The 13,636-nt window shown below is 59.3% G+C and carries 12 protein-coding genes and 1 tRNA gene; 2 read left to right on the top strand and 11 right to left on the bottom strand.

Going from position 1 to position 13,636, the window contains the following annotated elements; genetic code table 11:
- Nucleotides 1-187: 187 nt before the first annotated feature.
- The 10 genes from ONB52_07340 to ONB52_07295 all read right to left on the bottom strand — a co-directional run bounded on the left by ONB52_07340 (nt 188) and on the right by ONB52_07295 (nt 10,217).
- Nucleotides 188-1,588: a TonB family protein gene (locus ONB52_07340; GenBank protein ID MDZ7415961.1), complete on the bottom strand. Its 1,401-nt coding sequence runs from the start codon at nt 1,586-1,588 to the stop codon at nt 188-190.
- A gap of 36 nt (nt 1,589-1,624) precedes the next feature.
- On the bottom strand, nt 1,625-2,137 hold the full coding sequence (locus ONB52_07335) for a biopolymer transporter ExbD (protein MDZ7415960.1): 513 nt from the start codon (nt 2,135-2,137) through the stop codon (nt 1,625-1,627).
- 3 nt (nt 2,138-2,140) lie between these two features.
- Nucleotides 2,141-2,611, bottom strand: a complete 471-nt coding sequence (locus ONB52_07330; protein ID MDZ7415959.1) for a biopolymer transporter ExbD — start codon at nt 2,609-2,611, stop codon at nt 2,141-2,143.
- Nucleotides 2,608-3,237: a MotA/TolQ/ExbB proton channel family protein gene (locus tag ONB52_07325; GenBank protein MDZ7415958.1), complete on the bottom strand. Its 630-nt coding sequence runs from the start codon at nt 3,235-3,237 to the stop codon at nt 2,608-2,610. The genes ONB52_07330 and ONB52_07325 overlap by 4 nt, the downstream gene beginning before the upstream one ends.
- A gap of 167 nt (nt 3,238-3,404) precedes the next feature.
- A complete protein-coding gene (locus ONB52_07320) occupies nt 3,405-3,767 on the bottom strand; it encodes a hypothetical protein (GenBank protein MDZ7415957.1) in 363 nt (120 codons plus the stop codon).
- A gap of 77 nt (nt 3,768-3,844) precedes the next feature.
- Nucleotides 3,845-6,952 (bottom strand): tetratricopeptide repeat protein, encoded by a 3,108-nt coding sequence (locus tag ONB52_07315; protein MDZ7415956.1) that lies wholly within the window; start codon nt 6,950-6,952, stop codon nt 3,845-3,847.
- A 39-nt stretch (nt 6,953-6,991) separates the two neighbouring features.
- The gene (locus ONB52_07310; protein ID MDZ7415955.1) at nt 6,992-7,720 is read right to left on the bottom strand and encodes a tetratricopeptide repeat protein; all 729 of its coding nucleotides are present in this window, start codon (nt 7,718-7,720) and stop codon (nt 6,992-6,994) included.
- Nucleotides 7,648-8,385, bottom strand: a complete 738-nt coding sequence (locus ONB52_07305; protein MDZ7415954.1) for a hypothetical protein — start codon at nt 8,383-8,385, stop codon at nt 7,648-7,650. Before ONB52_07305 ends, ONB52_07310 begins: the two co-directional genes overlap by 73 nt.
- Nucleotides 8,382-9,416 carry a hypothetical protein gene (locus ONB52_07300; GenBank protein MDZ7415953.1) on the bottom strand — a complete coding sequence of 345 codons (1,035 nt, stop codon included), beginning with the start codon at nt 9,414-9,416 and terminating at the stop codon, nt 8,382-8,384. The genes ONB52_07305 and ONB52_07300 overlap by 4 nt, the downstream gene beginning before the upstream one ends.
- Before the next feature lie 714 nt (nt 9,417-10,130).
- A tRNA-Leu gene (locus ONB52_07295) sits at nt 10,131-10,217 on the bottom strand.
- Between the two features lie 143 nt (nt 10,218-10,360).
- On the opposite strand from ONB52_07295, the gene smpB reads away from it, so the two are divergent.
- Both smpB and tyrS read left to right on the top strand, forming a co-directional pair.
- Nucleotides 10,361-10,834: an SsrA-binding protein SmpB gene (smpB, locus tag ONB52_07290; protein MDZ7415952.1), complete on the top strand. Its 474-nt coding sequence runs from the start codon at nt 10,361-10,363 to the stop codon at nt 10,832-10,834.
- A 70-nt stretch (nt 10,835-10,904) separates the two neighbouring features.
- Nucleotides 10,905-12,137, top strand: coding sequence for a tyrosine--tRNA ligase (gene tyrS, locus ONB52_07285; GenBank protein MDZ7415951.1), 1,233 nt, complete (start codon nt 10,905-10,907; stop codon nt 12,135-12,137).
- Nucleotides 12,138-12,398: 261 nt separating this feature from the next.
- On the opposite strand, the gene ONB52_07280 is transcribed toward tyrS, so the two are convergent.
- Entirely contained in the window at nt 12,399-13,595 is a 1,197-nt protein-coding gene (locus tag ONB52_07280; protein ID MDZ7415950.1) for a glycerate kinase, read from the bottom strand.
- Nucleotides 13,596-13,636: the final 41 nt, after the last annotated feature.

Below are 13,636 nucleotides of genomic sequence, written 5' to 3'. Positions count from 1 at the left end.
AGGTCTCCACGGCAGGCTGGCTCCGAAAAAAATTCCCCGGCAGAAGCGGTTGCTCTGCAGGGGAATTTCCGTTGGGTGTTGCAGTCGGCCGCATGCTGCCGGCCGAGTCGTGTCTTGCGAATAGTCTGAAGGAACAATAAATCCGCCGGCTCAGATCTCTGCCGTGCCGGGGGCGCCGCGGCCGTGTTCAAACTTTATAAAACACGATGGGGCAAACGACGGTCATCGCGCCGCTGGCGATGGCATCATACTTCCAGCGCTTGATGGCGTCGACGATCTCATTCTGGAACTCCGGGATGGCAATTTCCGAGCTCAGCACCACGGCCTTCGCCACCGTGCCGTCGGCGTTGATGGTGATCTCGACCTGCACCTTGCCGCCGATGTCGGGGTTGAGCTTGAGATATTTGTTGTAGATGTACTGCAGGCGCCCCATGTTCTTCATCAGCACGGCGCGCAGGGATTCCTCGCTGCGCGCGCCCATGGCCTCCTGTGAGCCGCCGGTCTTGCTCATGGTTTCAACCCGCACCCGCGCCGCCTTTTCCAAACTCACTTTCTTCTGTGAGCCGATGTCGCCTGCGAGAATCTCATCGATTTTGGCACCGCCACCACCCTCGCCTTCCCCGATCAGACTGGCGGCCAGAATGTCGTTCGGATCCGCCGCCTGGCCCTGTCCGGACTTGCCGCGGCCGCCGGCGGTCAACTTGGTATTGGTGACCACGCTGGTGAGACTGGTGGCCAGGTCATCATCGAGCAACTGCTGCAGCACGCCGCTTCCCTGATCGCTGCTGCCGCTGCCGGTCAGCAGCGCCAGTGCCGCCATATTTTCGAGGTTGACGCCCTGTCCGGGATTCTCCGTCTTTTCGCCATAGCCCGCATTGCCTTTGCCTTCGCGCTCTTTGGTAGAGCCCTCCTGCGCGCCCTCCTTTTTCTCATTTTTGGGGTTGTTTGCGTCCGCCCCGGCAGTGCTGGTTTGGGCAAGCGGCGGTGGCGGAGGCGGTGGCTCCTGAACTTTGGGGATAAACTTGCTGATGCGGCGCACCACCTGCTCGACGACAACCTCCTGTCGCGGCGGGGCAAACGGAATCGTGCTAAGCCAGTAAGAGACGCCCGCGCTGGTCATCAACAACGCCGTCAGGACCGAGCGGAACAGGCCGTCTTCCTGCAGGTTTTTGAGAAACGCCTGCATTGGTGAGAAGCCGGCAAAGTCGAGCGTTTCGACTGGCGTGCTGTCGAAAGCGAAGTCGATGCGCACATCCCCGAGATGAACAAAACCGAATTTGCCCGGGCTGAGGGCAATGCAGGGGTAGCCGTCCCGTTTGGGCAACAGACCGTGCGACAACAAATCCGTGAAGTCCAGTCGCTTGTTGTCCTGCACCACCTCGCCGCGGCAGCCCTCCAGCAGCCGCAATTCGTAGCCGTTGCCGTTGGGCACGAACATCTGCATCTTCTTGGGGAAATGCTCGCCATAGAGCACGATGTCGTTGTCCGGGCTGCGACCGATGCTCAAGGCTTCCTTCTGACGCAAATGGCGTTCGCGCACTTCACCGTTGCGTTCGATGCGCAGCTTCAAGTGTTGGGTACCTGCCATTCTCTATCGCATGTTTGATGAATTCGCATCCCTGGCTCACGAGGGATTGCCGTAAACCAGCAGTTCCATGTTGTTGTAACCGGTGGCGCCGCAGGTGGCCATCACCCGCTTGATGATGGCAAACGGCATGTCGCGATCACTCATGATCACCACTTTCCCTTGAAAGCCGAAACGCTCCTCCTGGGCGCCCAACTTCTCCGCCACCGAACGCGAAAATTGCAGGGATTGCTGCAGCGCCGGAATCTGCAGGCCGGCGCCCAAATCGATATCGTCGATCTTGACCAGCGGCTTGTCATCCAGCATCACCCATTCCTTCGTCACTGCCACGATGGGCGCCACTTTCGGCTTGATCGTGCTGGTCGATTTGGGCAGGGTCAACTCCGGACTGACCGTGACGAACTGGCCCTCCGCGGAAAAGCTTTTGAGCAGGAACACCAGCAGGATCGTGAACATGTCCATCATCGAGGTGAGCCGCAGCGACATATTCAGTTCGCGTTTGCGGCGGCCCACTTTTTTCAAACCGTCGGCGGAAGCTCCTGATTGTAACATATTTCAACCTGAGATTGAAACGTTGGGGAAACCGGCCTCGCGGCAGCGGTCCATGACATCGATCACCACTTGATAGCGGATGTTGTCCTCCGGCGCGATCACCACGTCCACTGCTTCCGGAAACTTCTGTTTGACCTGGGTGAGATAGGACTTCAGCAGGTCGTAGTCATAGCCCTCCTGCCGGCGTGGGATCAGACCGAAGGTAAAAGTCGGACTTTTCAACTCGATGCCGTTTTCACGAATCGCCAGCAGATTCAACACCGCGGGTTTGTGCTCCTGCGCCTGTTGTGGCGCCTGCGCCTGGCGGTTGCCGGACCGCATCTCCGGCAGGGAAATATCCAGCACGGCGAGCTCGACAAAACTCGCGGTCACCAGCAGGAAGGGCACCAGGATGAGAAAGAGATTCATCACCGGCATGATGTCGAGGTCGCCGGCGGGTTTGCGCCGGCCACCCAGGGCTGCTTTGAGATTCATTTCGTGATCCTGGTGCGGCTCAAACGTTGAAAGATGCGCGCGGTATTTTCATTGATCTCGTCGGTGATGGCGGAAATGCGCTCATTCAGCATCGAGTAAAAAATCAGGGTGGGAATGGCGACGATCAGGCCGAAGGCGGTGGTGTTCATCGCCACGGCGATGCCGGAAGCCAGCAATGCCGCTTTCTGCGAGGCATCGGCATTGGTGACCGCGGCAAAGGAGTCGATCAGTCCGAAGATCGTGCCGAGCAGCCCGAGCAGGGTTGCGATGTTGGCGAGCAGCGACAGATAGGAGGTGCGTTTTTCGATCTTGGGGATTTCCGACATCGCCGCGACCTCCATGGCATGCTGCACCTCCGCGGGGTTCTTCATGAACTCCTCCAGCCCGGCGCGCGTGATGCGCGGCAGGGCGGCCTGCGACATGCTGCAGAGCTCCACCGCGTTGGCAATATTGCCGCGTTGAATCAACTCCAAAATTCTGTTGACGAAAGCGGCCGAATCGATGCGATTCTTGAAGTTCAGCACAATGAAGCGCTCGATGATGATCGCCATCGCCACAATCATCGTGAGCAGGATGGCCCACATCCAGCTTCCGCCTGCCACGAAGAAATTGACTATTGCACCCATACCGGTTCAAACCTCCTTGACTTGGAACCAATTTGAAAGAAAAAAGAATGTCGGAAAAGGGCGCCCGTGCGGCAGCCGCCGCCGGGCAAAACGCTCACCGCCGGCGGGCGGTGCGGCCAGCCGGACTAAGGTCCATCCTGTTCCCTGCAGCACTGGGTTGTGATCAATCACCAGAGTGTTTGATCCTTGAGATAGCGGCGGGTATTCTGGGGATGGTAATCCTTCTCGACTGGCCGGAAGATGTCGCGAAAGAAGGAGCGGTCGATTTCGATGCCGTCCACCTTCGGATCACGACCGGGGATGATGAACAGCGCCTGCGGCTTGGCAATGGTGCCCAGCACTTCGATGTTCTTCATGAAGATTCTGGCACTGGCGGCATTTTCATCGACTGCGGGCGTGTCGCTCGTGTCCTGCATCGCGGCCGACAACGCGGTGTCGGGCGCCGCGGTTTGCTGCGCCCGGCCGGCCGCCGGCGCGAGCAGCAGCGCCAACAGCGCGGCGCGGCACATCCTGGTGAGTATTTTCCTCATGGCACTCGTTGCCTCACTTTCAGCCAACTCGAGCGGTTCTCCGTCTCCGGCAATTGTGCCGCAGACTGAAACCGGTTTCATTTCTGATTGCCTTTTGCGGCTGCGGCCGCCGCCGATTGCATTTCGGCAGGCTTGGCCGTGCCCGTCACCGGCGGCATGGCCTGGGCACCGCCTTCGCCGACCGGCGGCGCGTTCAGATGGCCGTTGGTGGCCGGCAGGGCCTGTTCCTCCGCGGGCAGCTCACGGCCCAGCTCACCGGCGAGCGCCTGCAAGCGCATGCGGCTTTGCTCGACCCACTCATTTGAAATGTCGTTCTCATGCGCCTGGCGCAAGTTCGCCTGGTAGGTTTCAAAGGCCTTTTCTTTGAACGGGCGAATGCGCTCTTCCAGCTTCTGCTCATATTGCGCCTTCAAATCCCCTTCGAGCGCCGGCCGCGGCGACTCCCAAAAGGCGCGCGCGAATTCTTCAAAGGCCGCACCGATGCGATGCACCGCCGCCGTGGCCCATTCCGCCACTTGATATTTTGCCGCGGTGGTGTAGGCCGTCTGCACATCTTTGAACAGGGCCTGCTTGCGCTGCAGGCTCTTGTCGAGTGGCGGTTCGAGATTGACCAGGCGGTAGGATTCAAATTGAATCTCGCCCAGCATGAACTGCGCTTGCGCAGGGAAGTAAGGCTCGACCGGCTGCCCGTTGCGCTGTGCCTGCAGAAAGACCTCGGTGACCCGGCCAAAGTAGCCGGCTGCCAGGCGGTAATCCTGCCGTTTGAAACAAATGTCACCCGCACGGCACAGCGCTTCCATGGCCTGCTCGGTGTCCGTGGGATTGCCGGCCAGGAAGCGATCATAGGTTTTCAAGGCATTCTCCTGCAAGCCCGCACTTTCATAACAGCGCGCCGCTGCGAAGATGGCCTTGCCGGCATAGGGTGAGTTGGGCCGCGCGGCGACCAGCGCCAGGTAGTTTTGCGCGGCACGCGTCCATTTGCTGTCTTCCTCGCACAACAGCGCGGCGCGGTAGAGCGCTTCATCCACGCGCGGGGAGGCGGGGAAGCGGAAATGAAATTTTTCGTAGATCTCGATGGCCTTGACCTTGTTGCCGGCCTTGTCATACGCCGTCGCCGATTCCGCCAGCGCCAGCTCGGCAATGGTGGAATCCTGGCTGCTGGCGGCGATATTTTCAAAGGCGACCGCCGCGATGTTGTGCTCGCCCCTGGCTTTGAAACCGTCCGCCAGCTTGAACTTCGCCGAGCTGATCAGACGCCGGGCGCGGTCAAGCTGCACGGTGGAATCGGGGAACTGCTCCACCACCTTGCGCGCCCATTTTTCTGCGAGCAGATAGTTGTGCAGCTCCATCGAGCATTGGGCATGCAGCAGATGCGCCTGCACCACGAAGCGGGAATTGGGGATGGTGGTGATGATCTTCTCGTAGACCTGCTGCGCCGCGCCGTACGCCTGCAAATTGAACAGGGTCTCGGCATACTTCATCAACACCTCAGGATAGCGCGGGCTGGCGCTCATGAGCACGGCAAAATCATTGCACGCAGCCAGCAGTTTGGGATAGACCGCGTTGGGCACGATGAGCGTATCCGGCCGGCCGCTGCCCAGAAAATTGGCGAGCGCGAACCTGGTGGTGTCGGGATGATTGACGGTCGCCAACTCCTCGAAATGGCTGATGATGCGGTTGTAGGCCGCATCGTCCTTGAATTCCGACTTGGGGTAATTCATCATGACACGCTTGTAGGCTTCCGCGGCGTTGGCAAAATCGCGCGTCTCATAGAAGCATTCCGCGAGATAGTAGCCGATCTTGGGCGCATTGGGCGTGCCGGCAAACTTGTTCACGTATTCCTGATAGCGCTGGATGGCGAGCTGATAGGCGGCGATGTCCTTGCTGGCCTGGGCGCGGGCCTGCGCCTCGGTGCCCAGGATGTAAAGGTGCTGCTCGGCCAGCGCCAGTGCTTTTTCGCGCTGTTCACCAGCGGGGTGTTTCTCCAGCCAGGCACTGCCGGGGCCGTAATTGTTCACCAGCGCGAGGCGCGCCGCCTCCGCTTTTTCCGGCTGGTCGCTGCTGAGATAGCTCTCCACCACTTCATTCTGCAACAGGGGCGCCTGGTCGTTGAACGGCCACATTTCCAGGGTGATCTCCACCGTACGAATGGCTTCATCGTAGAAATTGCGGGCGCGATAGGTTTCGGCAAGTTTCAAAAAGATTTCGATGCCGTAGTCCTTGCCGTTATACTTGACCAGGAACTCACGCGCCTTCTCCGGTCCGCCGTATTCCGCAAAGCTCTGTGCGATGTATTCGATGGCTTCCTGCCGCAAATCCGCCGGCGTCTTGCCCAGGCTCTGGGGATCCTTGACCTCTTTGATGTTGTTGATGTCGTCAATCAGGTAGATGAAGGTGCTAATGGCTTTGGCATAATCGTTGACGTTGTAGTAGGACCAGGCGAGCTTGTAGAGCGCCATGCTGAAGAAGGGATTCTGCCACTGGTTGAGCAGCTTGGAATAATATTGTGCCGCGGTGACATAATCCTTTTTTTCGAAACAGGCCTCCCCGATGCGGAAATTGGCCTCCAACACATAATCGCTGTTGGGATACTCCTGAATCAGGCGCTGGAAGAAGTCGCGCGCCTTGTCGTTGTTGCCTTCCTCGAGATGACAGAGCGCCAGGCGGTAGATGATTTTGTCGTTGAAGGGGGCGGTGGGATACTGGTTGAGCACCTTGTAGCCCATGGCAATGGCCTTGGCGTAGCTGACACGCGGCAGCACCGGCTCATGCTGGAGCTCGCCGGCATCGAAACGTTTGAGCTCGCGTTCATAGGCTGCCATTTGCTTTTGATACTCCCAGGCGGCACGTTTCACGTACAATTCCAGCAACTGAAACATGACGCTGGGCGAGAAATCGCTGTCCGGGTATTTCCGGATCAATTCTTCGGCGTTGACGATGGCAGCGTCAAGATCAGCGATGTAGATGCTGTCGTTTTTGAAGTAGGCATTCCTCTTCTCCGGCAGGCTGGCCGGGGTGGTGGCCGCCGGGGTCTTCTTTCCCGGGGCGGTGGCGGCCCGGGCGGCCGGGGTGGCAGCCTGGTTTTGTGCCTGGGCACCACGCCCGCAGAGCAGGGTGGCGGCAAGCGCCAGCACGAACAGTGGGGCCGTCGCGGCAGCCCCGGCGCGCTTGATGACGTGTTTCATTTTTGGCGTGACCTCATTTTGCAAGGCAAACAACCTGCATCACTTCGGCATTCCCTTCAAAAACAACGCCCGCGCCTTGCCATATTCGGCATAAGCCCGCCAATGGCGCCGCGACTCCATTCGCGTGATATCCGAGCGAACTTGTTCGACTTTTTGCGACACTTCTTCGAACAGCCGGCGCTCCGCCAGCATACTGTCCACCAGCTCATCCCGCGACTTGGCGAGATGGTCGTAATGATCCTGAATATACTTGGGCACCTGGCCGGCGCCGTCCAACCGGATGGAATCGAGCAGCTTCGACTCCAGCACCAACAACTGCACCTTGAGCTGCTCCAGCGCCTTTTCCTGCTCCCGCAAGCCCAATTCCACCAGGGCCACCCGGTCCGCCACATTGTTGCCCTCAGGGTACTTGCGGATGATGTAATCGTACTCCTGCACGGCAAAGTCGTAAAACTCGAGCTTCAAGTAGGACTGGCCCAGCAGGAAATGCGCCTCCTCGCCGTATTCCGAATCGTCGAATTTTTTGATCAACTCATTGAGGGTGATCACTGCACTCTGGAAGTCGTTCATCTTGATCGCCGACCAACTGCGCACCAGCAAAGCCCGCGGGTAATCCTTGTGGTTGACGGGGATGTTGCGCAGGTGCGAGATGGCCTCGCGAAAGTAACCCAGCTCATAATAGATGAGTCCGAGCGTCAGGTGTGCATTGATCTTGAGCTCGCGCTGCTGCTCTGGGCGGAGAATCGGCAGGCCGACCAGCTTGCGCAAAGCGGACAGGGCGTTGTTGATGCTTTTTTTTTTAGATGAGACAGGCCGATGGTGTACAGGCTGAAATCATAAAACTCGCTGCGTGAACCGACTTTGCTCAAAATGGCGATGCTCTTGTCATAATCATGTTCGTGGAAATAAGCCATGCCGGCAAAGTAGTGCACCCCGTCGATCACTTCGGTGTGCGGATATTTCGCGAGGATGGCCTCATACACTTTGAGGCTCTCGGCATAATTCTCCGCCTGATACTGGATGCGCTGCAGTCCGTACAGCCCCTGCGCCACATGTTCACTCTTGGGAAACTTGGTCACCAGAAAACGAAACATCTTGTGCGAGGAGCGGAACATGTCCATCGAATACAGGCATTCACCCAAATTGGCCAGCACGGCGTCGGCCTGGCTGAACGCGGGGTAGTAGTCCAGCAGGATGATGAACTCGCGTGCCGCTTTCCAATAGGCGCGATCATAGTAGAACTTGAGGGCTTCGCGATAAATGCGCGAGGCGACTTTTTCCATGTTGCGGTCGACACCACGGTTGCCGGCGGCCAATTGTTCCTGGGCTGCCGCCGGCGGCGCCAGCAGGCTGGTGCCAACCAGCACCGCGAGGGTCAACAGCAGGGACAACCGCCGCCAGCTCTGCGGCCAAATCACATGCGGAGCATTCATGGCTTCTCTTTTTTCCCGGGATCGTTGCCTTCCTGCAAGGATTTCTCCATCTCCTCCAAATCCTCTTTGGCGCCCTCGCGCTTGAGACGGACGCGCTCCAGTTCGGGGTCCGCACGCCGGCTGCTGCGCTTGCTGGAGAGCGCCGGAGAGGCGCCGCCTTCACGGTTGAAAGCCATCTGATAGTTCAACCCCAAAATCACCTTCCAATCGGCGTAGTCCTTTTGGAAAACGGGATTGCTGCGCACGGCTGCCGGCTTGTCCAGACCCACGTCCACCGCCAGATCCAGAATCAGATTCCACGGCCCCAGCACCTTCATGCCCTGCGACACGCGTGTGGAATTCTCGGCATAGCTTAACTGCTTGTTGTGGGCGAAAATCTCGCCGGTATATTCGGTGTAGAAAGTGATCGAACGAATCGGAAACTTGAGGCCTGCGCCCAGCAGATACTGATCTTCATCATCGACAAAGAAGTCGCGATCGAGCGTGTGATCATAGTAACCGAAATTCAGGTATGCCTTCAGCGGCACCAGCGGAAAGCTCTCGGTCATATCGATGGTGAGCAGGCCTTGCAAGCCCGCACCGACATTACCGGAGGAATAAGGCTCGAATTGCACGTTGTGATTTTTGGCCGTGGGCAGGCTGACGAAACCACGCACACCGGTGGAGAAACCGGCGCCGGAAAAAGGCAGCGCCATCTTCAACCCCACCTGGGTGTCGCCCGGCGGGCCCCAGGCATGATGCTGGTCGTCTTGATAGGGCACCACCTGCAGGCTGAATTCCAGGCTGTTGGTCAAGCCGAGTGTGATGCCCAGCGACAGCGTGTGATCCTTGCCGAGATTGCTGCGCTCTTTGGGCGGCTCGAGGAAAGTTTGAAAGTACGAATTGAGGAAAATCTGTTTGCCGCCCAGCGGCTCGGCGGTGAAGACACGCATCAAACCGCGGCCGCCGTAAATGGTGGTTTGCGCCGGCACGGAGGTCACCCCTGCCAGAGCAAGCACAAGCGAGAGGCCAAAAGACGTCGAACGAGTCACGAGAGAAACCATGATGCAATTTCAAGTGAACAAGCTGCGACGGCAGTCCGCCGGCCAGGGCGCGCTGTCGTCGATGGTGATTTGGTGGCGCTGTCCTGCGTGTGCGCCCCGCCCGGCGCTGATACCGGCGCAGGTTTCCAGGGTCGCGTGCCGGACAGCTTTCTCATGAAGCGTTATATAGCGACAAAGGCCAATGATTGCTTAAACCTTTTATCGAATTCAGACAGCCAAGCACGAAAGACGATTTCGTAAGTCAGCAGCGGCGAGAGCAGGGCTGCTCAAAATGATGGAATGACCTTGACAAGTATTATGCCATGGGAGGGATGGACACATTCCGGCCGGGCCGCCTTCACCCGGTTCTTGCCAACAGTGTATATTTGTTATGACGTACACCGCAACCCGGCGGCGGTGCGGCCGCCACACGCGCATGAACCCATGGCTCACGCTGAGACATGGCAATTGCAAAAATTCCGTTTACGTAACTCTCATCAGTTGTCACCACCGGCCTCCCTGCCAGGCGGATCAGGCAAAGCATTCTGTGCGGCAACGGCTTGTCTTTTGACTCTGGTGTGAAATCGAAACCGGTGGGCCGGCAATTCAAAGGCCGGCTTGCCAGGTCGGATGTGCAGGATGGCGGGCAGGATGCTGCAATACAACCGTTTGAGCTTACAACAAAACAAAAATCCCCACAAGCAGACTGCTCTGGGGATTTCCTGGTGCCGAAGGGGGGATTCGAACCCCCACGGGCGTTCGCCCACTGCGCCCTGAACGCAGCGCGTCTACCAATTCCACCACTTCGGCGGCTTTTCGAAGCGGGCGCAATGTATTAAAGCAGCAGGCGAAAGTCAACATTTTTGTTGGGCGGCAAGACCCTTGATTTTCTTGGCTGCAAATGCTATGTTGCGGACGCTTTGCTGTCACCATCGAACTGATTTGCGAGACCCATGGCACCCTCCGAACGAAAAATCATTGCGCAAAACCGCAAGGCCCGGCATGACTACGAGATTCTTGCCACTTATGAAGCCGGCATTGTGCTGCAGGGCACGGAAGTGAAAAGTCTGCGCGAGGGCCGCGCCAATCTCAAAGACGCTTATGCGGCGGTGCGGGACGATGAGGTCTGGCTCTACGGCGTGCACATCAGCCCGTACTCACATGGCAACCTCAACAATCATGATCCCGAGCGTGACCGCAAACTGCTGCTCCATCGCAACGAGATTCGCCGGCTGATCGGCAAAACCAGGGAAACTGGTTTGACGCTCGTGCCGTTGCAACTCTATTTTAAAAACGGCCGGGTCAAAGTGGAGCTTGCGCTGGCCAAAGGCAGGAAGCAATACGACAAGCGCCAAGCCATAGCCAAACGCGACTCCGACCGTGAACTGGCCCGTGCCCTGCGCGGCAAGCGCGCCGCCGCGCCTTGAGCGCGACGGAAGTGTGTCCATGCAATGCCTTGTGCACCTGTACTTCCAACACCGGACCCCCCTATCAGCCATGACCAATGCCTACGACATCCTGCTCGAGCGCGGCTTTGTGGAACAAGTTTCCGATGAGGCCCGGCTGCGCCAACTGCTCGGCGAAACCCGCGTCACCTGTTACGTCGGCTATGACCCGACGGCGTCCAGCCTGCATGTCGGCAATCTGCTTTCCATCATGATGCTGGGACATCTGCAGCGCGCCGGCCACCGGCCCATCGTCTTGCTGGGCGGCGGCACCGCCATGATCGGCGATCCCAGCGGCAAAACAGAAATGCGCCAGATGCTCACCCGCGAACAAATCGTTGCCAACGGCCGCAGGATCCAACAGCAGTTCAGCCGCGTGCTGGATTTCAGCGCCGGCGGCGCGCTGCTGATTGACAATGCCGACTGGCTGCTGGAGCTGAACTACATCACGTTTCTGCGCGAAATTGGCCGGCACTTCAGCGTCAATCGCATGCTCGCCGCCGAGGCCTACAAAATCCGCCTGGAAACCGGCCTGTCTTTCCTCGAATTCAACTATCAACTGCTGCAGGCCTACGATTTCCTGATGCTCTATCGCCGCCACGGCTGCCGCCTGCAAATGGGCGGCAACGATCAATGGGGCAACATCCTCGCAGGCGTGGAGTTGATCCGCCGCGTCGAAAACCAGGAGGCCTTCGCGCTCACCGCACCGCTGCTCACCACCGCCAGCGGACAGAAGATGGGCAAAACCGCCGCCGGTGCCGTTTGGCTCGATGCCGAGCTGATGCCGCCTTATGATTTCTATCAATACTGGATCAACGTCGATGACCGCGATGTGGTGCGGCTGCTGCAGTTGTACACCTTTCTGCCACTCGGCGAGATCAATCGGTTCCGCACCCTGCAGGGCGCGGAGTTGCGCGAGGCCAAGGCGCTGCTGGCCTTCGAGGTGACCAAACTCATCCACGGTGAGGAGGCCGCGCGCCAGGCGCGTGACGCGGCGCGGGCGCTGTTCGCCGAAGGCGGGGACGGCACCGGCGCCCCGCAGGTCGTGATGAAATCCGCCATCTTCAAAGAGGGCATCGGCATCGTCGACTTGTTTCACGCCGCCGGTTTGGCGCATTCGAAAAGCGAGGCCCGCCGTCTCATCCAACAGGGGGGCGCATATGTCAACCGCCGCCGCATCGAGTCGATCGAAGAGCGTGTGGGCCTGTCTGATTTTGAGAAGGGGGAACTGCTGCTGCGCGCCGGCAAGAAACGCTATCAACGCGTGGTGATCGAAACGGAGTGAAGAAAGTGGGTGAGTTGCCCGTCCCCAAACTCCGACAGCCGCACAGCTTCACCAAAAGAAACATTTCATCCACCCAAGACACACAACCGGAACGGTCACCTGTCACACGAATCGAGTTCGTCTCCCACGAAAAGGGAACTCCCACGAAAACAGCAAGGACAATTTCGCGGGAGTTCGGCTTCCGTGAAAGGAATGCTTCCCACGTGACACCTGCCGGCAGCGCGAGGCCATTCGCTGCCGGAATGACAGGCCGTCAAACTTTCAGGCAGCCAGCCGTGGCGTGGCAGAGGAGAACGGAACCTGTTTCAGCATCATTCCCACCCTGACCATTCGCAGGGCACGCTCGGCGGCCTGCGTCACCAACATGGGGGCCTGCGCGATTGCCTCGGACAGGGTGCAGGGAGCCTGCAGGATGCTGGTGAAGGAATCGATGCCATGCGCAAAGTTGACCTCGACATTGCGGCCAAGGCTGCCGGCAAACGCGATAACCGGCAGACCGCGTTGTTTGGCCCGCCGCGCCACTTCCGCGGGAATTTTGCCGGCGGGCGTTTGTTCGTCCAGACTGCCCTCCGCCGTGATGACCAGATCGGCTTCCTGCAGGAGCTCATCGAATTGCAAATAGTGCATGACGATGTCATACCGCGGGTGCAGCTTGGCGCCAAGCAGGGCCAGCAGGCCCGCGCCCAGGCCGCCCGAGGCACCGCTGCCGGGCAGGAAGCGAATGTCACAGCCGATTTGCGCTGCGATGATGTCGGCATAATGATCGAGTGCCTTGGCGAGCAATTCGACGTCTGCTGGCGAGGCGCCTTTTTGCGGGCCAAAGACCCGTGCCACTCCGCGGGGGCCGCACAACAAATTGTGCCAGTTGCACGCCACATCGATCTGTGTGTGTGCCAGGCGCGGATCGCGGCGGCTCAGGTCGATCTGATGCAAGCGCAGCAGCTCGCGGCCACCCCGGCCGATTTCGCGCCCGCCGGCATCCCGCAGGCGCACGCCCAGTGCCTGTGCCATGCCGGCGCCGCCGTCATTGGTGCCGGAATCGCCGCAGCCCACCAGAATGCGTTCCGCACCCGCATCCAGCGCAGCTTTGATCAATTCTCCCACGCCATAGGTGGTCGTCTGCAACGGGTCCCGGGCGTTGCGCGGCACCAGGCGCAGGCCCGCCGCTGCAGCCATTTCCAGCACCGCGGTTTTGCGGCCCGTGCTGCCGCCCAGAAAACCGAAGTGGGAAGCGACAGGTTCGCCGACCGGTCCTGTGACGGTCAACTCATGCAGGGTGCCGCCGGTGACGGCGACCAAAGTTTTGGTGAAGCCTTCGCCGCCATCGACCAAAGGCGCTTTCAAAAGATGGGCGTCGGGCCAGGCGCGTAAAACGCCCGCAGCCAGGGCCTCGGTCACTTCCTCCGCACTCAAACTCTCCTTGAAGCCCGAAGGGGCCAGTAAAACTTTCAGGGTCATATGCTGTTTCTCCTCGCTTTGGGGAACCCCCTGCGGGATCA

The organism is candidate division KSB1 bacterium, from assembly GCA_034506255.1.
Classification (GTDB): domain Bacteria; phylum Zhuqueibacterota; class Zhuqueibacteria; order Zhuqueibacterales; family Zhuqueibacteraceae; genus Coneutiohabitans; species Coneutiohabitans thermophilus.
Note: the sequence above shows the minus strand (reverse complement) of the source record. Positions and strands in the feature narration are given on the sequence as shown.